General features: G+C 68.5%; 17 protein-coding genes. 8 read left to right on the top strand and 9 right to left on the bottom strand.

Going from position 1 to position 23,336, the window contains the following annotated elements; translation table 11 throughout:
• Nucleotides 1–20 precede the first annotated feature (20 nt).
• On the bottom strand, nucleotides 21–515 hold the full coding sequence (locus tag WT53_RS17995; RefSeq protein ID WP_034207526.1) for an arsenate reductase ArsC: 495 nt from the start codon (nucleotides 513–515) through the stop codon (nucleotides 21–23).
• Between the two features lie 30 nt (nucleotides 516–545).
• Complete coding sequence (locus tag WT53_RS17990) at nucleotides 546–881, bottom strand: helix-turn-helix transcriptional regulator (protein ID WP_034207527.1); 336 nt, start codon at nucleotides 879–881, stop codon at nucleotides 546–548.
• Nucleotides 882–1,584: 703 nt separating this feature from the next.
• Between WT53_RS17990 and WT53_RS17985 the strand changes: the two genes are divergently transcribed.
• Nucleotides 1,585–3,726, top strand: coding sequence for a hypothetical protein (locus WT53_RS17985; protein WP_034207528.1), 2,142 nt, complete (start codon nucleotides 1,585–1,587; stop codon nucleotides 3,724–3,726).
• Between the two features lie 91 nt (nucleotides 3,727–3,817).
• On the opposite strand, the gene WT53_RS17980 is transcribed toward WT53_RS17985, so the two are convergent.
• The 5 genes from WT53_RS17980 to WT53_RS17960 form a co-directional block, all read right to left on the bottom strand.
• On the bottom strand, nucleotides 3,818–5,218 hold the full coding sequence (locus tag WT53_RS17980) for a GGDEF domain-containing protein (RefSeq protein ID WP_034207529.1): 1,401 nt from the start codon (nucleotides 5,216–5,218) through the stop codon (nucleotides 3,818–3,820).
• A 267-nt stretch (nucleotides 5,219–5,485) separates the two neighbouring features.
• A complete protein-coding gene (locus WT53_RS17975) occupies nucleotides 5,486–6,664 on the bottom strand; it encodes an acetyl-CoA C-acyltransferase (protein WP_060260948.1) in 1,179 nt (392 codons plus the stop codon).
• Nucleotides 6,665–6,714: 50 nt separating this feature from the next.
• The gene (gene pncA, locus WT53_RS17970) at nucleotides 6,715–7,347 is read right to left on the bottom strand and encodes a bifunctional nicotinamidase/pyrazinamidase (protein ID WP_006483895.1); all 633 of its coding nucleotides are present in this window, start codon (nucleotides 7,345–7,347) and stop codon (nucleotides 6,715–6,717) included.
• Nucleotides 7,348–7,391: 44 nt separating this feature from the next.
• Nucleotides 7,392–9,476: a 3-hydroxyacyl-CoA dehydrogenase NAD-binding domain-containing protein gene (locus tag WT53_RS17965; protein ID WP_034207531.1), complete on the bottom strand. Its 2,085-nt coding sequence runs from the start codon at nucleotides 9,474–9,476 to the stop codon at nucleotides 7,392–7,394.
• A 189-nt stretch (nucleotides 9,477–9,665) separates the two neighbouring features.
• Nucleotides 9,666–11,309, bottom strand: coding sequence for a 3-(methylthio)propionyl-CoA ligase (locus WT53_RS17960; RefSeq protein ID WP_034207532.1), 1,644 nt, complete (start codon nucleotides 11,307–11,309; stop codon nucleotides 9,666–9,668).
• 177 nt (nucleotides 11,310–11,486) lie between these two features.
• Here WT53_RS17960 and WT53_RS17955 point away from each other — a divergent pair, with 177 nt between their 5' ends.
• From WT53_RS17955 to WT53_RS17935, 5 genes are all read left to right on the top strand, one after another.
• Complete coding sequence (locus WT53_RS17955; protein ID WP_059780947.1) at nucleotides 11,487–13,055, top strand: YdiU family protein; 1,569 nt, start codon at nucleotides 11,487–11,489, stop codon at nucleotides 13,053–13,055.
• A gap of 46 nt (nucleotides 13,056–13,101) precedes the next feature.
• Nucleotides 13,102–13,533 (top strand): peptide-methionine (R)-S-oxide reductase MsrB, encoded by a 432-nt coding sequence (gene msrB, locus WT53_RS17950; RefSeq protein ID WP_034207534.1) that lies wholly within the window; start codon nucleotides 13,102–13,104, stop codon nucleotides 13,531–13,533.
• 130 nt (nucleotides 13,534–13,663) lie between these two features.
• Entirely contained in the window at nucleotides 13,664–14,194 is a 531-nt protein-coding gene (locus tag WT53_RS17945) for a septation protein A (RefSeq protein WP_006483893.1), read from the top strand.
• Nucleotide 14,195: 1 nt separating this feature from the next.
• Nucleotides 14,196–14,504 (top strand): BolA family transcriptional regulator, encoded by a 309-nt coding sequence (locus WT53_RS17940; protein WP_034207535.1) that lies wholly within the window; start codon nucleotides 14,196–14,198, stop codon nucleotides 14,502–14,504.
• Nucleotides 14,505–14,522: 18 nt separating this feature from the next.
• Complete coding sequence (locus WT53_RS17935; RefSeq protein ID WP_034207536.1) at nucleotides 14,523–15,305, top strand: peptidylprolyl isomerase; 783 nt, start codon at nucleotides 14,523–14,525, stop codon at nucleotides 15,303–15,305.
• Nucleotides 15,306–15,476: 171 nt separating this feature from the next.
• Here WT53_RS17935 and WT53_RS17930 read toward each other — a convergent pair whose 3' ends face one another.
• Together WT53_RS17930 and purL are read right to left on the bottom strand one after the other, a co-directional pair.
• Complete coding sequence (locus WT53_RS17930; RefSeq protein ID WP_059780944.1) at nucleotides 15,477–16,022, bottom strand: GNAT family N-acetyltransferase; 546 nt, start codon at nucleotides 16,020–16,022, stop codon at nucleotides 15,477–15,479.
• A gap of 5 nt (nucleotides 16,023–16,027) precedes the next feature.
• Complete coding sequence (gene purL / locus WT53_RS17925) at nucleotides 16,028–20,092, bottom strand: phosphoribosylformylglycinamidine synthase (RefSeq protein ID WP_060260943.1); 4,065 nt, start codon at nucleotides 20,090–20,092, stop codon at nucleotides 16,028–16,030.
• Between the two features lie 328 nt (nucleotides 20,093–20,420).
• On the opposite strand from purL, the gene WT53_RS17920 reads away from it, so the two are divergent.
• A complete protein-coding gene (locus tag WT53_RS17920) occupies nucleotides 20,421–21,722 on the top strand; it encodes an FAD-dependent oxidoreductase (RefSeq protein WP_060260940.1) in 1,302 nt (433 codons plus the stop codon).
• 52 nt (nucleotides 21,723–21,774) lie between these two features.
• Nucleotides 21,775–23,319, top strand: coding sequence for an NAD(P)H-hydrate dehydratase (locus tag WT53_RS17915; RefSeq protein ID WP_060260936.1), 1,545 nt, complete (start codon nucleotides 21,775–21,777; stop codon nucleotides 23,317–23,319).
• Nucleotides 23,320–23,336: the final 17 nt, after the last annotated feature.

Genomic DNA, 23,336 nt, shown 5'->3' with positions numbered 1-23,336 from the left:
GCGGGCCGTCGTACGGGCGATCAATGTCGCGCGATATCGGTCAATGCGTGCTGAAGCTCGGCATTGCTCATGCGCTCGAGCGGCAACGCCAGCAACTGCAGCATGCGATAGCCGATCGCTTGACGCGTCAGGTCGAACGCCAGTCGCCTGCCTTCGTCACCGCCGGCCGCATTCGACGGATCGGCGTAACCCCAATGGACCTTGACGGGGCCGCCGGGCCAGTACGGACACGTTTCGGCTGCCGCACTATCACACACCGTGATGACGACACGCATCTCGGGCGCGCCGTCGCCGGTGAATTCGTCCCAGCTTTTGCTGCGGTATCCGTCGACGTCGACGCCGGCGTTCGTCAACGCCTCCAGCGCGAACGGGTTGACGCGACCGCTCGGCGCGCTGCCGGCGCTGTACGCCCGGACGTCCTTGCCGAGCGTCGCGGCCCAGAAATTGAGCATGCCCTCCGCCAGCACGCTGCGGGCGGAGTTGTGGGTGCAGAGAATCAGTACGTTCGTGGTCATGGGCGAGGCACGCGCATGCGTGTCGGGGCGTCAGGATCGGCAGCGATCGGGCGTCGGGCACGCCACCACCGGCGAACAGGGATTCCCGCCGCAGCAGTTCTCGGTGAGGTAGGCCAGCAACCCGTTCATCGTCGCGAAATTTCCGCAATAGAACACGAAGCGGCCTTCTTGCCGGCTCGTCACGAGTTGCGCATGCGCGAGCTCCTTCAAATGGAACGACAGCGACGACGGCGGCACGTCCAGCAACGTGGCGATTTGCCCGGCCGGCATGCCTTCCGGCCCGGCCTGGACGAGCGCACGAAACACCGCGAGCCGGGATTCGTGTGCGAGCGCTGCAAGCGCAGCGATGATCTGATTCGTTTCCATACTTCCATAATAGTCGAAATATGGAACGTTGTGTAGCGAGTCAGATGAGCGACGATAGCCGCCACGCCTGCCCAAGGGGCGGTTCCGGTGGAGCGAAATACACGAGCCCGGTTGAAGAACAGGAACGCGGATTGCACTGCCGCGTGCGCACCGCCCGCGGGGGCGCCAGCTCGTGAGCCAAATGGCGAGACGAGCACGACGATTCCTTTCCTGTTCGGCATCAATCGCCGGCGCGATACGGTATTGCCGATCGGTTTCGTCACCGGATATCCGAAGTGAATTAATCCGCATCCGTTAAATTGCACATTTTACCGGCGAGACGAGTAATAATTGCGGCCGTCTTTTCAATTCAATATTCGAAAACAAAAACATTATTGACTTCGACTTTCCCGTAAATTTAGAATCGCCTACAACGGCTTACGTATCATCTTCTTCGCCGCCCCGGATTCGCCACTCACCCGCGCGAAGGGCCTGCGCATCGCCTTTTTCGCGGAACATCGACGCGTCGCCCCTGTCGTTTTCAGCTTTCGGCATTTACCGGCCATTCGGTTATTGCCAACCTGTTTCCTTTTCGAAGAATCGCAACATCCCGATTAATTCCCGTCATTCGCCAGAACGAATACAAGATGGGATCAAGCGGACCCGAGATCCGCCGATTAGAACATCCAGATAAAAATCGCCATTCATCAGGAGGGACATCAACATGCATCGCCTTGCGAAGTCGCTGTGTCTCGGGCTCGTCTGTGCCGGTCTGCTGTCGGCCTGCAACGACGACGACGTCAAATCGAACAGCCCGCCGTCGAACACCGCCGCGTTGTCGTTCCGCATGGATACCGGCGGCCAGATCAACGCGTTCTACCGGCAGGACAAGGTCGCCGCGCACCTGCTCGTGCGCTCGTCGACGAAGCCGCGCCTGCTCGTGGTCTTCCCCGCCGGCAACAGCGGCACCGGGCTGTGGTTCGACGACACCGCGCAGCCGGTGAACTGGAGCCTCGACACGCCGCCGTCCGCGTTGTCGGCCCCGGACGCACACGGGCGCCCGCTCTACGGCATCGGCGCCGACGTGTCGGTCGACACCGGTACGCTGACGATCCGCCAGGGCGTGCTCAGCAACGTGCGCTTCCTGCGCGACTTCAACGGCGGCGCCACGATTCCGCAACAGATCCTCACCGCGCCGACGGTCCAGGGCAGCACCGCGCAATGGCAACGCGACCGGATCGACGGCGCGCCCGGCTATGCGCTGCGCATCACGCTGCGCGACGGCGGCAGCATCGCGCCGGCAGCGGGCGGCAAGCTCGTGCTGAGCGCGCCGGCGGGCTCGCACACGCTGAAGCTGCACGTCGATGCGCTGTCGGGCGAGACGCCGCTGTCGCCGATCACGCACGCCGACCTGTTCGCCCCGTCCGTGAATCCCGACCCGGTCAGCCAGAACGTGCTCGAATTCCTCAGCTTCAACGACAAGCTGCTGGCCGGCTCGTGGCAGTACGACACGTATTTCGGCCGCGACACGCTGATCTCGGTCCGCATGCTGATGCCCGTGCTCGAACCGGCGGCGATCGAGGCCGGGCTGTCGTCGGTGCTGAGTCGCCTGTCGGCCGACGGCAAGGTCGCGCACGAGGAAGGCATCGGCGAATTCGCGCTGATCGACAACCAGAAGAACGGGCGGCCGAACGATGCGACACCGACCTACGACTACAAGATGATCGACAGCGACTACCTGCTCGCGCCGATCGCGGCCGCGTGGCTGATCGACGATACGCGCGGCCAGGCGCGCGCGGCCGCGTACCTGGCGCAGCGCGGCAGCGACGGACAGACCAACGGCAGCCGCCTCGTGGTCAATCTGCTGCACGTCGCGACGACCGCGCAGCCGTTCGCGCAGCAGCCGTCGGTCGCGAACCTGATCCATCTGCGGCCCGGCGAAATCGTCGGCAACTGGCGCGACAGCACCGACGGTCTCGGCGGCGGCGTGTACCCGTACGACGTGAACGCGGTGCTCGTGCCGGCCGCGCTGCGGGCGGCGAACGCGTTCCTCGCCCGCGGCCTGCTCGATCCGTACCTCGACGCCGGGCAGCGCGCGACGCTCGCCAACACGGCGAACCAAGCGGCCATCTGGGAAACCCAGGCGCCGCCGCTGTTCCAGGTCAGCGTGCCGGCCGCGCAGGCGGCCACCGACGTGTCGGCCTATGCGCCGTCCGCCGGCGTGCCGGCCGGCGCCGCGCCCAACGCGCCGCTGGCCTTCTACGCGCTGTCGCTCGACCAGCAGGGCAATCCGATTCCGGTGATGAATTCCGACGGCGGCTTCGCGCTGCTGTTCGGCACGCCGCCGGACGACCAGCTTCAGCGGATCGTCGCCGACGTCACGCGGCCGTTCCCGACCGGGCTCGTGACCGATGTCGGGATGCTGATCGCGAACCCCGCGTACGCGAACCCGTCGCTGTGGCCGAAGTTCACGAGCTCCGCGTATCACGGCACGGTGATCTGGTCGTGGCAGCAGGCGATGTGGGTGGCCGGGCTCGATCGTCAGCTCGCGCGCCAGGACCTGTCGGCCACGACGCGCACGCTGCTCACGCAGGCGCGACAGACGATCTGGCAGGTGATCTCGAACGGGCGCGACATGCGCACATCGGAAATGTGGACGTGGTCCTACGTGAACGGCAAGTACCAGACCGACGCATTCGGCACGCGCAGCGCCGACGCGACCGAAGCCAACGCCGCGCAGCTCTGGAGCACGACGTATCTCGCGATCCGCGATCCGCAGCAGCGCGCGGGCAAGTACTGGTGGCAGGCGTCGCAGCCGATGGAAGAGGCGCAGCCGAAACAGGCGACGGCGGTGGCGTCGCGCTAGCGCGTCGCCGCGGGCGTGCCGGCCGGCACCGGCACTGGCCTGAAAAAGCCCCGGTGGCGCACCCGCCGCCGGGGCGTCGGCGGGATGCGGATCATCGCGACACCACGCGGTTGCGCCCTTCCCGCTTCGCCTGGTACAGCCGCTCGTCGACCGCCCGCAGCAGCGCATCGACCGTGCCGCCGTCGATGCCGTATTGCGCGACGCCGACGCTGACCGTCACCTGCACGCGCTTGAAGTCGAGCCCGAACGGCGCACTCGCGATCGACGAACGCACGCGCTCGGCCGTCATCCGCGCGCCCTCGAGCGGCATCTCCGGCAACAGCGCCATGAACTCCTCGCCGCCGACCCGCGCAAGCGCACCCGCCGGCCGGATCGCCTCGAGGCACTGGCGCACGACGCCGCGCAGCACCTCGTCGCCGATCTGGTGCCCGTATGCATCGTTGATGTTCTTGAAATTGTCGAGATCGAGCGCGAGCAGGCAGAACGGCGTGCCGTCGCGCTCGGCCCGCACGATCTCGCGCTCGACCTGCGCGATGAACTGGCGGCGGTTCGACGCACCCGTCATCGGGTCGGTCGCGGCCATGTACTCGAGCTTCTGGTTCGTGCGCCGCAGCTCCTGCAGCGCGCTTTCGGTGCGCGCCATCGATTCCGACAGCCGGCTCATCAGATCTTCCTGGCTGTAGATCGCCGAGAACGAGCGCGTCGTCTGCAGCGCCTGCACGACGCCGTAACTGAGCAGAAAGAATCCGCCCGCGAAGATCGCATGCGCGAGCCACCACATGTGATTCCACGGCTTGCCGAGGATGAACGCGAGCGACGACAGCGCGAACGCCATGATCGACACGCCGTAGATCACCATCAGCGGCGAGCGGATCCGCCGCGCGAGCAGCACGCACACGTTCAGCAGCGAGAACACCAGCGCGCCGCCTTCCATCGACAGCCGCGTGCCGAGCGCGCCCGCGACCGGCGAATACGCGATGTACGCGACCGCCACGTTGACGATCACGAAGAACACGATCCACGGCAGCCACATCCGCGCGCTCGTGCGCTTGTCGATCCGGTCGGGCGGACGCGAATACGACAGCAGGCCCGTGAGCAGCAGCGCCGACATCACGAAACGCGACGCGGGCCCGTACAGCAGGAACAGCCAGATATTGTGGTGCGCCATCCCGGTGAATGCGCCGTGCAACGCATAGATCATCGCGAAGCCGAGAAAGCCGAGCGTCAGCCAGCGCAGCAGCGGCTCGCCCGACGACCGGTAGCACACCCACGTCACGTAGGTGACGAACGCACCTTCGATCGTCGCCGCCGCGATCGCGATTTCATGGAAGGCGTGATTCTCGAACACGACGCTCCGGTCGCTGAAGAACCACAGATAGGCAATCAGATAGGCAGGCAGCAACGCGAATCCGACCAGCAGGCATTTCGCGTAGAGCCTCGCGGCCGCGCTGACGACGCGCGGCGGTTCCCCGGCTGCATAGGTCGTACTCATTCGGTCCCCGGTCGGTCTGCTGCGTTGATTCGAATCTTCGCGGCGCGGATCGCGCGACGCACGATCCGGCCCATCGTGCCGAAAGGCAAATGTCAGAGCAAGTATAGGTGGGGCAATTCGTTTGACAAGTCAGGGGAAACGGCATTGCCGGGTGCGTGCCTTTTGGTTCCCCGTCGTAGCGAATGGCGCGTCGGCTGCGCCGATTCGCTAAAGCGACGTGCGGCGTGCGGCGACGCCGCAGCGCCGCTGCACGCCGCCGCGCAAAGATCAGAGGATTTCGAACAGGCCGGCCGCGCCCTGCCCGCCGCCGATGCACATCGTGACGACCACGTACTTCACGCCGCGCCGCTTGCCTTCGATCAGCGCGTGGCCGGTCAGGCGCGCGCCCGACACGCCGTAAGGATGGCCGACCGCGATCGCGCCGCCGTTCACGTTCAGGCGATCGTCGGGAATCCCGAGCGTGTCGCGGCAGTACAGCACCTGCACCGCGAACGCCTCGTTCAGCTCCCACAGGCCGATGTCGTCGACTGTCAGCTCGGCCTGCTTCAGCAGCTTGGGCACCGCGAACACCGGGCCGATGCCCATTTCGTCCGGTTCGCAGCCGGCCACCGCGAAGCCGCGGAACGCGCCCAGCGGCTGCAGCCCGTCGCGCTGCGCGGCGTCGGCGCTCATCACGACGCAGGCCGACGCGCCGTCCGAGAACTGGCTCGCATTGCCCGCGGTGATCACGCCGCCCGGCACGGCCGAACGGATCTTCGACACGCCTTCGAGCGTCGTGTCGGGGCGGATGCCCTCGTCGGCCGACACCGTCACTTCCTGCGTGAACAGGCGGCCCGTCGCCTTGTCGGCGATGCCCGCGAGCACGGTGATCGGCACGATCTCGTCGCGGAAACGCCCGGCTTCCTGCGCGGCCGCGGCGCGCAGTTGCGACTGCACGCCGTACGCGTCCTGCCGCTCCTTCGAGATGCCGTAGCGCTTCGCGACGTTCTCGGCGGTCTGCAGCATGTTCCAGTAGATCTCGGGCTTGTGCTGGACGAGCCAGCCTTCCTGGATCATGTGCCGGTTCATCTCGTTCTGCACGCACGAGATCGATTCGACGCCGCCGGCCACATAGACGTCGCCTTCGCCCGCGATGATCCGCTGCGCAGCCAGCGCGATGGTCTGCAGCCCCGACGAACAGAAACGGTTCACCGTCATCCCCGGCACGCTCACCGGCAGCCCGGCGCGCAGCGCGATCTGCCGCGCGATGTTCGCGCCCGTCGCGCCTTCGGGGTTCGCGCAGCCCATGATCACGTCCTCGACGCGCGCCGGGTCGAGCTTCGCGCGTTCGAGCGCGGCCGCGACCACGTGGCCGCCGAGCGTCGCGCCGTGCGTCATGTTGAAGGCACCGCGCCAGGATTTCGCGAGCGGCGTGCGTGCGGTCGATACGATTACGGCTTCGGTCATGCGAGTCTCCTTCGGTCCTGCTTCATGTCCTGAATCGGATGGGGAATGCGCTACGCCGCCGGGCGCGCGCCCGCGGACGTCGCATGCGCGACGCCCGCTGCCTGCATCTGCTGCCATGCGTGTGCGAGCGACCCGTTCAGGTCGATCGCACGGCACGCATCGTTGATCACCGCGGCTTCGAATCCGGCCGCGCGCGCATCGAGCGCCGACCACGCGACGCAATAGTCGGTCGCGAGCCCGCAGCACCACACGCGCTTCGCGCCGAGTTCACGCAGGTAGCCTGCGAGCCCCGTGCGCGTCGTGCGGTCGGCTTCGACGAACGCGGAATAGCTGTCGACCTGCGCGTCGCCGCCCTTGCGGATCACCAGCCGCGCGTGCGGGATGTCGAGGTCGCGATGCAGCGCCGCGCCGTCGGTGTCCTGCACGCAGTGCACGGGCCACAGCACCTGCTCGCCATACGGCAACGCGAGCGTCGAGAACGGCTCGCGGCCCGGATGGTTCGCCGCGAACGACACGTGCTCGCGCGGGTGCCAGTCCTGCGTGAGCACGACCTGGTCGAAGCGTTGCGCGAGCGCGTTGATCACGGGCACGACCGCATCGCCGTCGGGCACCGCGAGCGCGCCGCCCGGCATGAAGTCGTATTGCACGTCGATCACGAGCAGGACGTCGTCGGTGCGTTTCATTGCGTGTCTCCAGACAGGATCGGCCGCGCCGCGATGCGGCGGCGTCAGCCGTTGAACCCGCGGCCGGCCTTCGCCAGTTCCGCGATCGACGGCGCGAGCCGCCAGGCGTCGCCGTTCGGCGCCGCCGCATAGCGGCGAATCGCGCGCTCGACGTTGTAGAGGCCGACCGTGTCCGCGTACAGCATCGGGCCGCCGCGCCACAGCGGGAAGCCATAGCCGGTCAGGTAGACCATGTCGATGTCGGACGCCTTCGACGCGATCTTCTCCTCGAGAATCTTCGCGCCTTCGTTGACGAGCGCGAACACCAGCCGCTCGACGATCTCGTCGTCGCCGATCTTGCGCCGCTCGACGCCGCGCTCCTTCGAATACGCGACGATCATCTCGTCGACGAGCGACGACGGCTTCGCCTTGCGATCGCCCGGCACGTAGTCGTACCAGCCGGCGCCCGTCTTCTGGCCGAAGCGGCCCTGTTCGCACAGGCGGTCGGCGATCTTCGAATACTGCAGCTCGGGCTGCTCGACGTAGCGCCGCTTGCGGATCGCCCAGCCGATGTCGTTGCCGGCGAGGTCGCTCATCCGGAACGGCCCCATCGCGAACCCGAACTTCTCGATCGCGCGATCGACCTGCGCGGGCAGCGCGCCTTCCTCGAGCATGAACAGCGCCTGGCGGATGTACTGCTCGATCATCCGGTTGCCGATGAAGCCGTCGCACACACCCGACACGACCGCCGTCTTGCGGATCTTCTTCGCGACCGCCATCACGGTCGCAAGCACGTCCTTCGCGGTCTGCGCGCCGCGCACGACCTCGAGCAGCTTCATCACGTTCGCCGGGCTGAAGAAGTGCATGCCGACCACGTCCTGCGGACGCTTCGTGAACGCCGCGATCTTGTCGACGTCGAGCGTCGACGTGTTCGACGCGAGGATCGCGCCCGGCTTCGCGACTTCGTCGAGCTTGCGGAACACCTGCTCCTTCACGCCGAGTTCCTCGAATACGGCTTCGACGATCAGATCGGCGTCCTTCAGGTCGTCGTAGGACAGCGTCGGCGCGATCAGCGCCATGCGCGCGTCGAGCTTCTCCTGCGTGAGCTTGCCCTTCTTCACCTGCGCGTCGTAATTCTTGCGGATCGTCGCGAGGCCGCGCTCGAGCGCCTCCTGCTTCGTCTCGAGCAGCGTGACGGGCAGCCCCGCGTTGACGAAGTTCATCGCGATCCCGCCGCCCATCGTGCCCGCGCCGATCACGCCGACCCGGCGGATCTCGCGCAGCGGCGTATCGGCCGGCACGTCGGGAATCTTGCTCGCCGCGCGCTCGCCGAAGAACGCATGGCGCAGCGCGCGGCTTTCCGGCGTCATCATCAGCGCGACGAAACCTTCGCGCTCGGCGATGCTGCCCTTGTCGAAACCGTTCAGCACGCCGGCCTCGATCGCGTCGATGCACTTGTGCGGCGCGGGGAAATTCGGCGCGGCCGCCCGCGCGGAATTGCGCGCGAACTGGATGAAGCCCGCCGCGTTTTCATGGACGATCTTGCGATCGCGCACGCGCGGATGCGGCCCCTTCTGCGCGCCGACCTTGCGTGCGAACGCGACGGCCGCGTCGAGCAGGTCGCCGTCGGCCATTTCGTCGAACAGCCCGCTCTTCGCGAGTTGCTCCGACGGGACCGGCGCGCCCGACACGATCATGTTCAGCGCGGTTTCGAGCCCGACCGCGCGCGGCAGGCGTTGCGTGCCGCCCGCGCCCGGCAGCAGCCCGAGCTTCACTTCGGGCAGCGCGACCTGCGCGCCGGGCGCCGCGACGCGGTAGTGCGCGCCGAGCGCAAGTTCCAGGCCGCCGCCCATCACGACGCTGTGCAGCGCCGCGACGACCGGCTTCGCGCTCGCCTCCACCGCACGGATCACGGTGTGCAGCGTCGGCTCCTGCAGGGCCTTCGGCGTATTGAATTCGGTGATGTCGGCGCCGCCCGAAAACGCGCGGCCCGCGCCGGTCAGCACGATGGCCGTGACCGACGGATCCTGCGCGGCGCGATCGAGCGCGTCCATGACGCCCTGACGGGTCGACAGGCCGAGCCCGTTGACGGGCGGGTTGTTGAGCGTGACGACGGCCACGCCGTCGCGAGTCGTGTAGTCCACTGCCATCTGCCTGCCTCCATGCATCGCGCGCCGGATTGGCTGCGCTTCATTGTGCGCGGTCGAACGGCCGCATGTCCGGATGAACGCAGGCAGCATACAACGAAAAAGCACGGTCGTTCAATTTGAATTTCGTTCCCGATCCGGGGACGGATCGGGCGACCGGTTCGCGGGCCCGGAACGGCCCGGGCGTCGGGCTTACGGCTCGCACACCGCCGTCGGCAACACGTAATCGCGGAACGTCTCGCGCAGCTTCAGCTTCTGCAGCTTGCCGGTCGCGGTGTGCGGCAGCGATTCGACGAACACGACGTCGTCGGGAATCCACCATTTCGCGACCTTGCCCTCGTAGAACGCGAGCAGCGCGTCGCGGCTCAGGTTCGCGCCTTCGCGCGGCACCACGACGAGCAGCGGCCGCTCGGTCCATTTCGGGTGCGCGCAGGCGATGCACGCGGCTTCGGCCACCCCCGGGTGCGCGATCGCGACGTTCTCGATGTCGATCGAGCTGATCCACTCGCCGCCCGACTTGATCACGTCCTTGCTGCGGTCGGTGATCTGCAGGAAGCCGTCGGGGTCGATCGTCGCGACGTCGCCGGTCGGGAACCAGCCGTCCGACAGCGGCGACGCGTCGCCGCGAAAGTAGCGGTCGATCACCCACGGCCCGCGCACCTGCAGTTCGCCGAACGCGACGCCGTCCCACGGCAGCTCGCGACCGTCCTCCCCGACGATGCGCATGTCGACGCCGCAGATCACGCGCCCCTGCTTCTCGAGCAACCGGCGCTGCGCGTCGAGCGGCCGCTGCGACTGCGCCCAGTTGAGCTTCGCGAGCGTGCCGAGCGGCGACAGCTCGGTCATCCCCCACGCATGGATCACGCGCACGCCGTATTCGTCCTCGAACGTGCGCAGCATCGCGGGCGGGCACGCGGAGCCGCCGATCACCGTGCGGTTCAGCGTCGAGAAACGCACGCCGGCTTCGCGCATGTAGTTCAGCAGGCCGAGCCACACGGTCGGCACGCCCGCGGAGAACGTCACGCGCTCGGCCTCCATCAGCTCGTACAGCGATTTCCCGTCGAGATCCTTGCCGGGCAGCACCAGCTTGCCGCCCGTCAGCGGCACCGCGTACGGCAGCCCCCATGCGTTGACGTGGAACATCGGCACGACGGGCAGCACGGCGTCCATCGCGGACAGGTTCATCGCGTCGGGCAGCGCGGCGCCGTACGCATGCAGCACGGTCGATCGATTCGAATACAGCACGCCCTTCGGATTGCCGGTCGTGCCGGACGTGTAGCACAGCCCCGACGCCTGCTGCTCGTCGAGACGCGGCCAGTCGTAGCGGCCGTCCTCGGCGTCGACGAGCGTTTCGTAGCAGAGGAACGGCGTCGCGCCGGACGGCAGGTGCGCGGCATCCGTCATCGCGATCCAGCCCTTCACGTGCGGGCATTGCGGCGCGATCGCGTCGACGAGCGGCGCGAAATTGATGTCGAACAGGACGTAGCGGTCTTCCGCGTGATTGACGATGTACGCGATCTGTTCGGGAAACAGGCGCGGGTTGATCGTGTGGCACACGGCGCCCATCCCGCCGATCCCGTAATACGCCTCGAGATGCCGGTAGCCGTTCCACGCCAGCGTGCCGACGCGGTCGCCGGTTTCGACGCCGAGCCGCCCGAGCGCCTGCGCCAGCCGCTTCGCGCGGCGTTCGCAATCGCGGTACGTGTAGCGATGCAGGTCGCCTTCCACGCGCTTCGACACGATCTCCGTGTCGCCTGCGTGCCGCGCGGCATGCGAAATCAGCGACGACACCAGCAGCGGCACATCCATCATCTGGCCCAGCAACGGCTTACCCATCGTCTTGTTCTCCCCGAGGATGCGAATCGGTGACCAGCGTGCGGGCCGTTTCCGTACGGAAGCAGTCCGGTGCGCGCCCGTCGGCGGCCCCGGACGGGCGTGGCGCGCGGTGCGCGGGCCGCCATGCGGGCGGCGCGGCGCCGCCTTACAATATCGGCTTACCCAGAGGCGCTCAACATGTCGTTTTCCCGAAGCGCAGCCGATGCGGCTGACACCCTGCCCGACCTCGCCGCGACGCTCGGCGCGCCCGCCGAACATGCGTTCGTCACGCTCGGCGACGCGTTTCATACGCGGCTGCCGGCCGCGCCGCTCGCCGCGCCGTACGTCGTCGGCTTTTCCGACGAAGTCGCGCAACTGCTCGACCTGCCGCCCGCGATCGCCGCGCAGCCCGGCTTCGCCGAGCTGTTCGCCGGCAACCCGACGCGCGACTGGCCCGCGCACGCGATGCCGTACGCGTCGGTCTATTCCGGCCATCAATTCGGCGTATGGGCCGGCCAGCTCGGCGACGGCCGCGCGCTGACGATCGGCGAATTGCCCGGCACCGACGGCCGGCGCTACGAACTGCAGATCAAGGGCGGTGGCCGCACGCCGTACTCGCGGATGGGCGACGGCCGTGCGGTGCTGCGCTCGTCGATTCGCGAATTCCTGTGCTCGGAAGCGATGCATCACCTCGGCATCCCGACCACGCGCGCGCTGACGGTGATCGGCTCCGACCAGCCGGTGGTGCGCGAGGAGATCGAGACGGCGGCCGTCGTCACGCGCGTGTCGGAAAGCTTCGTGCGCTTCGGCCACTTCGAGCACTTCTTCTCGAACGATCGCCCCGATCTGCTGCGCCAGCTTGCCGATCACGTGATCGACCGCTTCTATCCGGCCTGCCGCGACGCGGACGATCCGTACCTCGCGCTGCTCGAAGCCGCGACGCTGCGCACGGCCGACCTCGTCGCGCAGTGGCAGGCCGTCGGCTTCTGCCACGGCGTGATGAACACCGACAACATGTCGATTCTCGGCGTGACCATCGATTACGGTCCGTTCGGCTTCGTCGACGCATTCGACGCGAACCACATCTGCAACCACTCCGATACCGGCGGCCGCTATGCGTACCGGATGCAGCCGCGCATCGCGCACTGGAACTGCTACTGCCTCGCGCAGGCGCTGCTGCCGCTGATCGGGCTGCAGCACGGGATCGCCGACGACGATGCACACGCCGAGCGCGCGGTGGACGATGCACAGGCCGTGCTCGCGAAGTTTCCGGAGCGCTTCGGTCCCGCACTCGAACGCGCGATGCGCGCGAAGCTCGGCCTCGCGCTCGAGCGCGAGAACGACGCCGAGCTCGCGAACAAGCTGCTCGAGACGATGCACGCGAGCCACGCGGATTTCACGTTGACGTTCCGCCGGCTCGCGCAGGTCTCGAAGCACGACGCGAGCCGCGACGCGCCCGTGCGCGACTTGTTCATCGACCGCGAAGCGTTCGACGCCTGGGCGAACCTCTACCGGGCGCGGCTGTCCGAGGAAACGCGCGACGACGCGGCTCGCGCGGTTGCAATGAACCGCGCGAACCCCAAATACGTGCTTCGCAACCATCTCGCCGAAGTCGCGATCCGGCGCGCGAAGGAAAAGGATTTTTCGGAAGTCGAGCGACTCGCGCAGATCCTGCGCCGCCCGTTCGACGAACAACCGGAGCATGAAGCGTACGCGGCGTTGCCGCCCGACTGGGCCGGGTCGCTCGAAGTGAGCTGCTCGTCGTGACCGCACGACGCGTCCGACCCGACCGACCGATCAGGAGAACCCTCACATGTCACACGATTCCGACGACAAAACCTACCCGTACCAGAAGGACGACGCCGAACTGCGCCGGCGCCTGACGCCGATGCAGTACGAGGTCACGCAGCACGCGGCGACCGAGCGCGCGTTCACCGGCGAATACACCGACACCGAGGACGCCGGCATCTACAAGTGCGTCGTCTGCAGCACGCCGCTGTTCGAATCCGGCGCCAAGTTCCACTCGGGCTGCGGCTGGCCCAGCTACTTCAAGCCGCTCGACAGCGAGGTGATCGACGAGAAGATCGACTACTCGCACGGGATGGTGCGCGTCGAGGTGCGCTGCAACCACTGCGGCGCGCATCTGGGCCACGTGTTCGAGGACGGTCCACGCGACCAGACCGGTTTGCGGTACTGCATCAATTCGGCTGCGTTAAACTTCGAGTCCCGACCCGAAAACGAATGAGCGGCGCCGGGCGGATCTGCCGGGCGGCCAGCCGCGGGCCGGACCGCCCCGATCCGCGACGGCGATGCCTGGCGGGTCCCTACAACGATGACAGGCCGCACCGGCGGCCCGTCACGCAGCTGCGAGCGCCATGAAATTCCTGTTCGATCTGTTTCCGATCATCCTGTTTTTTGTCGCCTTCAAGGTCTGGGGCATCTTTACCGCCACCGCCGTCGCGATCGTCGCGACGCTGGCCCAGGTCGCATGGGTCGCCTTCCGGCACCGGAAGGTCGACACGATGCTGTGGGTCAGCCTCGGCGTGATCGTCGTGTTCGGTGGCGCCACGCTCGTCCTGCATGACGAGAAATTCATTCAATGGAAACCGACCGTGCTGTACTGGCTGTTTGCGATCGGGTTGCTCGCCGCGCGTTATGCGTTCAGCAAGAACCTGATCGAGAAGATGATGGGCAAGCAGCTCACGCTGCCGTCCCCCGTGTGGGACAAGCTGAATCTCGCGTGGGCGCTGTTCTTCGCGGTGCTCGGCGTCGCGAACTTGTACGTGGTGCACAACTTCACCGAATCGCAATGGGTGAATTTCAAGCTGTTCGGTACGACGGGCGCGATGGTCGTATTCATCATCCTGCAGAGCCTGTGGCTCACGAAGTACCTGAAGGACGAATGACATGAGCGACGCCTTTCTGCACGCTTCCCCCGACGAACGCATCGCGCTGATCGAAGCGCGCCTCACCGCGTCGCTCGCGCCGCTGTCGCTGACCGTGCGCGACGACAGTGCGCAGCACGCAGGCCACGCGGGCGCCGCCGCCGGCGGTCATTTCACGGTCACGATCGTATCGTCCGCGTTCGCGGGCAAGCCGCGCGTCGCACGGCACCGGCTGGTGTATGATGCGCTCGCTGATGCGATGCAGCGCGGCATTCACGCGCTCGCGATCGTGGCTTACACGCCCGAAGAATTCAACGAATCTTCAATCTAGTCTCATTAGGAATTCCCGATGATCCTGAAATCCCCCCGCCTGTGGGTCGCGGCGGCTGCTTTTGCAGCGGCACCGGCATTTGCCCAGAACATCGCCGTCGTGAACGGCACGCCGATTCCGAAGTCGCGCGCCGACGCGATGGTCGCGCAGCTCGTCCAGCAAGGCCAGACCGACGGCCCGCAACTGCAGCAGGCCGTGCGCCAGGAACTCGTGAACCGCGAAATCCTGATGCAGGAAGCGATTCGCGAAGGCATCCCGAATCGGCCGGACGTGAAGGCGCAAGTCGCCGTCGCGCAGCAGACGGTCGTGCTGCGCTCGATGATCGAGAGCTTCCTGAAGAAGAACCAGCCGACCGACGCCGAAGTGAAGGCGCGCTACGACCAGCTCGTCAAGGGCGTGGGCGGCAACCGCGAGTACCACCTGCACCACATCCTCGTCGACAACGAGCAGCAGGCGAAGGACCTGATCGCGAAGATCAAGGGCGGCGCGAAGTTCGAGGATCTCGCGAAGCAATACTCGAAGGATCCGGGTTCGGGCAAGAACGGCGGCGATCTCGACTGGTCCGACCCGAAGGCGTACGTGCCGGAATTCGCGGCGGCCGCACAGAAGCTGCAGAAAGGCCAGATGACCGACACGCCGGTGAAGACGCAGTTCGGCTGGCACATCATCCGCGTCGACGACATCCGCGACATCGCACCGCCGCCGTTCGATCAGGTGAAGGCGCAGATCGCGCAGCAGCTCGTGCAGCAGAAGCTGCAGGCGTTCGAGGAAGGTCTGCGCCAGCAGGCGAAGATCCAGTAACGCCGGCGCGCGTCATACACGCATCGAGAAGCCGCTCTTCGGAGCGGCTTTTTCTTTGGGCGCGCACGAACATGGGTGTCGAGACGCGGCGGCGCCTGGCCGACGCGCAATAAAAAGCCGCTCCGAAGAGCGGCTTTCCCGTGCCGGGCATCGCCCCGCCCGCAGCATTCGCTACGCGGGATAAAACACGTCGCGATAACGCGCTTCGCCCGACGGCAGCGGAGCCGATGCGTCGAACGGCAGCGCGAGGAAATACTCGGGCGGCACGCCCGGAAAGACGATGTCGCCGTGCGGTTCGAACCCGAAGCGTGCGTAATACGCCGGCTCGCCAAGCACCACGCAGCCGCGCGCGCCGAGCCGCCGCAACGCGTCGAGCCCCGTGCGGACGAGCCCCGCGCCGATGCTTTTGCGCTGGCAATCGGGCCGCACCGCGAGCGGCGCGAGTCCGTACCACTGCTGGCTGCCGGCCGGCTCGCCGCCGATCGCGACCGGCGAAAACGCGACGTGCCCGACGATACGCCCGTCGCGCTCCGCGACGAGCGAGACGCTCAGCGCACCGTCTGCGCGCAGCGTCTCGACGATGCGCTGCTCGAACGCTCCACCCTGCGGCTCGCCCGCGAACGCCGCACGGATCACGCGGCCGATCGCGTCGGCCTCGCCCGCACGTTCGTCGCGCAGCGTGACGACCTCGACCGGCGCGTTCGGGTCGAACATCATCCGGATCAGCCGATCCAGCGGCGCGCGTTGCGGAACACACGCATCCACGGGCTCGCTTCACCCCAGCCTTCCGGGTGCCAGCTCATCGTGACCGTGCGATGCACGCGTTCCATATGCGGCATCAGCACCGAGAAGCGGCCGTCGGCGGTCGTGACCGACGTGATGCCGGCGGGCGACCCGTTCGGGTTGAACGGATAGCGCTCGGTCGCTTCGCCGCGGTGGTCGACGTAACGCATCGCGACCGCGACGCGATCGATGTCGCCCTGCTGCGAGAAGTCCGCATAGCCTTCACCGTGCGCGACCGCCACGGGAATGCGCGAGCCTTCCATCCCCGCGAAGAAGATCGACGGCGACTTCTCCACTTCGACGAACGAGAAGCGCGCCTCGAACTGCTCGGACTTGTTGCGCGTGAACTTCGGCCACGCTTCAGCGCCGGGGATCATCGACGCGAGGCTCGACAGCATCTGGCAGCCGTTGCAGATACCGAGTGCGAACGTGTCGGGACGCGCGAAGAAGGCCGAGAACATGTCGGCGAGGTTCGCGTTGAAACGGATCGTCTTCGCCCAGCCTTCGCCCGCGCCCAGCACGTCGCCGTACGAGAAGCCGCCGCACGCGACCGCGCCCGCGAAATCGGCCAGCGTCGCGCGGCCCGCGAGCAGGTCGCTCATGTGCACGTCGTGCGCGTCGAAGCCCGCGCGATCGAACGCATACGCGGTTTCCAGATGCGAGTTCACGCCCTGTTCGCGCAGGATCGCGACGCGCGGCCGTGCGCCCGTCGCGATGAACGGCGCGGCGACGTCGTCGGCCGGATCGAACGTCAGCACCGGCGAGAGGCCCGGATCGGCCGCGTCGAGCAGCGCGTCGTATTCCGCATCCGCGCAGGCGGGGTTGTCGCGCAGGCGCGCGATGCGCCAGCTCACTTCGCTCCATGCACGATGGAGTTCGGTACGCGGCGCGTCGAAGATCTTCTTCGCATCGCGGTACACCTCGATCACGTCGCGATCGTTGACCGAGCCGATCACGTGCGAACACGTCGACAGGCCGAACTCGCGCAACGCACCGAGCACCGCGTCGCGATCGGACGCGCGCACCTGCACGACGGCGCCGAGCTCTTCGGAGAACAGCGCGCGCAGCGTGCGGTCGTCGCGACGGCCGCTCGTCTGTTTCGCCCAGTCCTTCGCGTCGCCGTAGTCGGATTCGTGGTCCGGGTCGAGCGTCAGCATGTCGACGTTCAGCGACACGCCCGCATGGCCCGCGAACGCCATTTCGCACACGGTCGCCCACAGGCCGCCGTCCGAGCGGTCGTGGTACGCGAGCAGCTTGCCCTGTGCATTGAGCGACTGGATCGCGTCGAAGAAGCGCTTCAGGTCTTCCGCGTCGTCGACGTCCGGCGTCGCATTGCCGACCTGCTGCGTGACCTGCGCGAAGATGCTGCCGCCCATCCGGTTCTTGCCGCGGCCGAGGTCGATCGCGATCAGCACGCTGTCGCCCGCGTCCGCCACGCGGCGCAGTTGCGGCGTGAGATGACGGCGCACGTCCTCGACCGGCGCGAACGCCGAGATGATCAGCGACACCGGCGACACCACTTCCTTCGCGACGCCCTGCTCGTCCCACTTCGTCTTCATCGACAGCGAATCCTTGCCGACCGGGATGCCGATCCCGAGCGCCGGGCACAGCTCCATGCCGATCGCCTTGACCGTGTCGAACAGCGCGGCGTCCTCGCCGGCCGTGCCGCACGCGGCCATCCAGTTCGCCGACAGCTTCAGCTTGTCGAGCGACGCGATCGGCGCGCTCGCGATGTTCGTGATCGCTTCGCCGACGGCCATGCGGCCCGATGCCGGCGCGTCGATCACCGCGAGCGGCGTACGCTCGGCCATCGTCATCGCCTCGCCCTTGAAGCCCGCATAGTCGAGCGCGGTGATCGCGCAGTCGGCCACCGGCACTTGCCACGGGCCGACCATCTGGTCGCGCACCGACGTACCGCCGACCGAACGGTCGCCGATCGTGATCAGGAACGACTTGCTGCCGACCGTCGGATGCTTCAGCACGTCGAGCGCGACTGCCGACAGCGCGACGCCCGTCACGTCGACCGGCGCACGCTCGGTGCGCACGCGCGCGACGTCGCGGTGCATGCGCGGCGGCTTGCCGAGCAGCACTTCCATCGGCATGTCGACCGGGTATTGGTCGGCGCCGGTCGCTTCGTCGTCGACGAGCTTCAGCTGGCGTTCGTCGGTCGCGACGCCGACCACCGCAAACGGGCAGCGCTCGCGCGCGCAGATCGCCTCGAAGCGCGGCAGGTCGGCCGGCGCGATCGCCAGCACGTAACGCTCCTGTGCCTCGTTCGACCAGATTTCGCGCGGCGACAGGCCCGATTCCTCGAGCGCGACCTTGCGCAGTTCGAAGCGCGCGCCCTTGCCCGCGCCGTCGACGATCTCGGGGAACGCGTTCGACAGGCCGCCCGCGCCGACGTCGTGGATGCTCAGGATCGGGTTTTCCGCACCGAGCTGCCAGCAGCCGTTGATCACTTCCTGCGCGCGCCGCTCGATTTCCGGGTTGCCGCGCTGCACCGAGTCGAAGTCGAGCTCGGCCGTGTTCGCGCCGGTCGCCATCGAGCTGGCCGCGCCGCCGCCCATGCCGATCCGCATGCCGGGGCCGCCGATCTGGATCAGCAGCGAGCCCGCCGGCACGTCGTGCTTGTGCGTGTGCTGATCCGCGATGTTGCCGAGGCCGCCCGCGATCATGATCGGCTTGTGATAGCCGTGCACCGTGCCGCCGACGTTCTGCTCGTACACGCGGAAGTAGCCGCCGAGATTCGGGCGGCCGAATTCGTTGTTGAACGCGGCGCCGCCGAGCGGGCCGTCGATCATGACCTGCAGCGGCGACGCGATGCGGTCCGGACGGCCGTACGGGCCGTGCTGCTCGTTCGGGTTGCGCTCGGCCACCGGCTGCGCCGCGTCTCGTGCGTTTTCCCACGACTGGCGGGCGTCGGGCAGGTCGAGGTTCGACACGGTGAAGCCCGTGAGGCCGGCCTTCGGACGCGCGCCGCGGCCCGTCGCGCCTTCGTCGCGGATCTCGCCGCCCGCGCCGGTCGCCGCGCCCGGGAACGGCGAGATCGCCGTCGGGTGGTTGTGCGTCTCGACCTTCATCAGCGTGTGCGTGAGCTCGGTGTGGCGGCCGTAACGCTCGCCCGGCTCGCCGGCCGCGCCCGCCTTGCGCGGGAACCAGCGCTCGGCTTCGGCGCCGACCATGATCGACGAGTTGTCCGAATACGCGACGATCGTGCCCTGCGGGCTCAGCTTCTCGGTGTTGCGGATCATCGCGAACAGCGACATGTCCTGCGCTTCGCCGTCGATCGTCCACTGCGCGTTGAAGATCTTGTGGCGGCAGTGCTCGCTGTTCGCCTGCGCGAACATCATCAGCTCGACGTCGGTCGGGTTGCGTTCGAGCTTGCGGAACGCGTCGACCAGGTAGTCGATCTCGTCGTCGGCGAGCGCGAGGCCCAGCTCGACGTTCGCGCGCTCCAGCGCGCCGCGGCCGGCGCCCAGCACGTCGACGCTCGCGAGCGGCTTGGCCGGCAGCTCGTCGAACAGGTGCTTCGCGTCGTCGCGCGCCGCGACCACGCTTTCGGTCATCCGGTCATGCAGCGCGGCCGCGACGGTCGCGCGTGCGTCGTCCGACAGCGCCTTCTTGCCGCCGAGGAGGCCCGACTTCAGCGTGACCGTGAATTCGACGCCGCGCTCGATGCGGCGCACGTGCGTGAGGCCGCAGTGCTGCGCGATGTCGGTTGCCTTGCTCGCCCACGGCGAGACCGTGCCGAAGCGCGGCAGCACGACGAAGGTCTCGGTCGCGCCCTTCTCGCCCGCCGGCCGGAACGGCTCGCCGTAGTGCATCAGCGCATCGATGCGCGCGCTGTCGTCGGCCGACAGCGGCTCGGCCGCATTGACGAAGTGCAGGAACTGGCCGCGCACCGCGACGATGTTGGCGTCGATTTGCCTGAGCGTGTCGAGCAGACGGGTTTGACGGAAATCGGAGAGGGCCGAAGCGCCGGGAAAACACGAGAAGTGAGCCATGGGCTGGACTGACGTCGATGAGTCGCGCGAGGTGGCGACGTGGGGCGAAAGGAAGGCCGTAATTATACCCGGAAGTCGGCCGCCCAAGCCCCCCGATCGGTTGTCCGCATGCACCGCGCCGGTGCCCGGGCGCGCCGGCGCGCACGGCCGCGCGCCGGACCGGCCTGCGCGTGCCTGCACGCCGGCCGCCGCGGCGCGGTCGCGCGGCCCATGTTCGGCCGGCGCCGGCTCGCGCGCTTTTGGCGCTATCATTCCGGGTTCACCGGGCCCGGCCCTCAGCGAATTCTCACCGGGCGGCGTGCGCGCCGCCCGTCATCGAAGCAATCCAATGGATGTCATCGTCATCGGCGGCGGAATCAGCGGCGTCGCCACCGCCTACCAGCTGCGCGCGGCCGGCCATCGCGTGTGCGTGGTCGAACGCCACGCGACCGTCGCGCAAGGGGCGACCTACGGCGACGGCGGCGCGCTGCTGCCGAGCCCGCTCGACGTCTGGTTCGGCCCGACTTTCATGCGCCAGCGCCAGTCGCGCGACAGCGGCGTGGTCTACAAGCCGGGCTTCAACGGCGGCGTGCGCCACTTCGTCAAGCAGCTCGGCACGCTGCGCGAGTCCGACGCGTTCGCCGCGCAGTACGCACGACTGCGCCCGCTGATCGACGTGTCGCGCGACGCGCTCGCCGATATCGAGGCGCGCCTCGAGCTCGAATTCGAGCAGAAGCCCGGCATCCTGCACGTCGTGCGCGATCCGCGCGACTGGGACGCGCTGCAACCGGCGCTCGACCTGCTGCGCACGCTCGACCAGCCGTACCGCACGCTCACCGCCGACGAATGCGCGGCGCTCGAACCGTCGGTGCCGGCCGAGCCCGGCTTCGCCGGCGGCGTGCTGCTCGAAACCGAGCGCACCGGCAACTGCCCGCTGTTCGCGAAACTGGTCAAGCAGACGCTCGACGAGCACGGCGTGCAGTTCCGCTTCGGTGCGGACGTCGCCGCGATCCGCGTCGACAACGGCCGCGCGGCGGTCGAACTCGTGCCGCCGGGCAACCGGAGCGCGGCGAAGGCGCGCGAGGTCGACGTGATGTCCGCCGACGCGATCGTGGTCGCCGCCGGCGCCGGCAGCCTCGCGCTGCTCGAACGGCTCGGCTGGCGCCTGCCGCTGCACCCGGTGCGCGTCCATACGCTCACCGCGCCGGTCGCGTACGAAGAACACGCACCGCACCTGAGCGTCGTCGATTCGATCAAGCGGATCTCGATCACGCGCACCCACCAGCGGCTGCGCATCGGTGGAGCCGCCGTGCTGCAGAGCGTGGCCGAGACCGCGAAGCCGCTCGCCGAGCCGCTGTCCGAAGCCGCGCTCGCGCTGCTCGGCCAGGCCGTCCACGACTGGGTGCCGGGCGCCGCGAAGATCTCGGCCGCGCTGTCGTGGCAAGGCATGCAATTGCTGTCGCCGGACGGTCTGCCCGTCGTGGGTCCGACCCCGCATCCGCGCGTGTTCGTCAATTTCGGCCATGGCCCGGCGGGCTGGGGCCTCGCATGCGGGTCTGCTAAAGTGGTGACCGACTATCTGGGCGGCAACGTCCAGCACTGGCCCGCCGACACGCTCGCCGCGCTGAGCGCCGGCCGCTTCACGACCTGACCGCCGCGGGCCGACCCGTGGCGGCATCCTTGCCTGCCGCCACGATCTCGCGATGACCGTTACCCATCCCCTTCCCGATTCCGATCCGATCGCGCTGCTGCGCGTCGCCGACCTGCGCGCGGCCGAAGCCGATGCAACCGCCGCGCTGCCGCCGCACACGTTGATGGGCCGCGCCGGCGCCGCCGCCGCGCGCTGGCTGTCCGAGCGCGTCGCCGGCGACGATCGCCCCGTCTGGTTCGCGGTCGGCCCCGGCAACAACGGCGGCGACGCGCTGGTGGCCGCCGCGCAGCTCCAGCAGCTCGGCGTCGCGACGCATGCGTGGATGCCGGTGCCGGTCAAGCCGGACGACGCGCAATGGGCGCTCGGCCTCGCGCGCGCGGCGGGCGTGCCGTTGTCGACCACCCCGCCTGCGTCGCTGGAAGGCTACGCGTGGGTCGTCGACGGGCTGTTCGGCATCGGTCTCGGCCGCGCGCTCCACGGCGCGTTCGCCGAGCAGGCCGCACGCATCGCCGCTCATGCGCGCGGCGGCCGCCGCGTGCTCGCACTCGACGTGCCGAGCGGGCTCGACGGCGACACGGGCCGGATCGTCGGCGCGGGCGTCGCCGTCGCGGCCACCCACACGCTCACCTTCATCGGCGCGAAGCCCGGCCTCTACATGGGCGACGGCCGCGATCTCGCCGGCGAGATCCACGTCGCGTCGCTCGACGTCGCGCCGCCCGCCGCGCCGGCCATCGTGCTGAACGCGCCCGCGCGGTTCGCCGCGGCGCTGCCCGCGCGCGCCTTCTCGTCCCACAAGGGCACGTACGGCAGCCTCGCGGTGCTCGGCGGCGACACGGGCATGTGCGGCGCCCCGATCCTCGCCGCCCGCGCCGCGCTATTCGCGGGCGCCGGCAAGGTGCACGTCGGCTTTCTGGGCGCGGGCGCGCCGCCGTACGATCCGCCGTTTCCCGAACTGATGCTGCATCCGGCCGACACCCTGGACCTCGGCGCGATGACCGCCATCGCGGCCGGTTGCGGGCTCGGCACGCGCGAGGCCGCGGCGACGCTCGTGCGCGACGTGCTCGCACGAGACGTCGCGACGCTGCTCGATGCCGACGCGCTGAACCTCGTCGCGACGCACGCGGACCTCGCGACCGCCGTCGCCGCACGCGGCGTGCGCGGCACGCCGTGCGTGCTGACGCCGCACCCGCTCGAAGCCGCACGCCTGCTCGGCGGCGACACGGCAGCCGTGCAGCGCGATCGCGTCGCGGCCGCGCAGGCGCTCGCCGCCCGTTACGCGGGCATCGTCGTGCTGAAAGGCGCGGGCACGGTGATTGCGGCACCCGACGGGCGCGTGACGATCAACCCGACCGGCAACGCGGCGCTCGCCACCGGCGGCACCGGCGACGTGCTCGGCGGCCTGATCGGCGCGCTGCTCGCGCAGCGGGTCGCGCCGTACGAAGCCGCGCTGGCCGGCGTCTATCTGCACGGCCTTGCGGCCGATACGCTGACCGCGCACGGCGCCGGCCCGGCCGGGCTGACCGCGGGTGAGCTCGCGCCGATGGTGCGCACGCTGATCAATCGCCTTTTTTATCCGTCGCCGCGCGCCGACACGTAACGCCGCTATACTGACTG

The organism is Burkholderia sp. MSMB2157WGS (assembly GCF_001532755.1).
Taxonomy (GTDB): Bacteria; Pseudomonadota; Gammaproteobacteria; order Burkholderiales; family Burkholderiaceae; genus Burkholderia.
Note: the sequence above shows the minus strand (reverse complement) of the source record. Positions and strands in the feature narration are given on the sequence as shown.

Excerpts from the sequence above, each read along its gene's own strand:
- WT53_RS17915 (WP_060260936.1), top strand. The coding sequence starts at position 21,775 with ATGACCGTTACCCATCCCCTTCCCGATTCCGATCCGATCGCGCTGCTG.
- WT53_RS17920 (WP_060260940.1), top strand. The coding sequence starts at position 20,421 with ATGGATGTCATCGTCATCGGCGGCGGAATCAGCGGCGTCGCCACCGCC.
- WT53_RS17995 (WP_034207526.1), bottom strand. The coding sequence starts at position 515 with ATGACCACGAACGTACTGATTCTCTGCACCCACAACTCCGCCCGCAGC.
- WT53_RS17990 (WP_034207527.1), bottom strand. The coding sequence starts at position 881 with ATGGAAACGAATCAGATCATCGCTGCGCTTGCAGCGCTCGCACACGAA.
- WT53_RS17960 (WP_034207532.1), bottom strand. The coding sequence starts at position 11,309 with ATGGGTAAGCCGTTGCTGGGCCAGATGATGGATGTGCCGCTGCTGGTG.
- WT53_RS17980 (WP_034207529.1), bottom strand. The coding sequence starts at position 5,218 with ATGAGTACGACCTATGCAGCCGGGGAACCGCCGCGCGTCGTCAGCGCG.
- purL (WP_060260943.1), bottom strand. The coding sequence starts at position 20,092 with ATGGCTCACTTCTCGTGTTTTCCCGGCGCTTCGGCCCTCTCCGATTTC.
- WT53_RS17965 (WP_034207531.1), bottom strand. The coding sequence starts at position 9,476 with ATGGCAGTGGACTACACGACTCGCGACGGCGTGGCCGTCGTCACGCTC.
- msrB (WP_034207534.1), top strand. The coding sequence starts at position 13,102 with ATGTCACACGATTCCGACGACAAAACCTACCCGTACCAGAAGGACGAC.
- pncA (WP_006483895.1), bottom strand. The coding sequence starts at position 7,347 with ATGAAACGCACCGACGACGTCCTGCTCGTGATCGACGTGCAATACGAC.
- WT53_RS17975 (WP_060260948.1), bottom strand. The coding sequence starts at position 6,664 with ATGACCGAAGCCGTAATCGTATCGACCGCACGCACGCCGCTCGCGAAA.
- WT53_RS17985 (WP_034207528.1), top strand. The coding sequence starts at position 1,585 with ATGCATCGCCTTGCGAAGTCGCTGTGTCTCGGGCTCGTCTGTGCCGGT.
- WT53_RS17955 (WP_059780947.1), top strand. The coding sequence starts at position 11,487 with ATGTCGTTTTCCCGAAGCGCAGCCGATGCGGCTGACACCCTGCCCGAC.
- WT53_RS17940 (WP_034207535.1), top strand. The coding sequence starts at position 14,196 with ATGAGCGACGCCTTTCTGCACGCTTCCCCCGACGAACGCATCGCGCTG.
- WT53_RS17930 (WP_059780944.1), bottom strand. The coding sequence starts at position 16,022 with ATGATGTTCGACCCGAACGCGCCGGTCGAGGTCGTCACGCTGCGCGAC.
- WT53_RS17935 (WP_034207536.1), top strand. The coding sequence starts at position 14,523 with ATGATCCTGAAATCCCCCCGCCTGTGGGTCGCGGCGGCTGCTTTTGCA.
- WT53_RS17945 (WP_006483893.1), top strand. The coding sequence starts at position 13,664 with ATGAAATTCCTGTTCGATCTGTTTCCGATCATCCTGTTTTTTGTCGCC.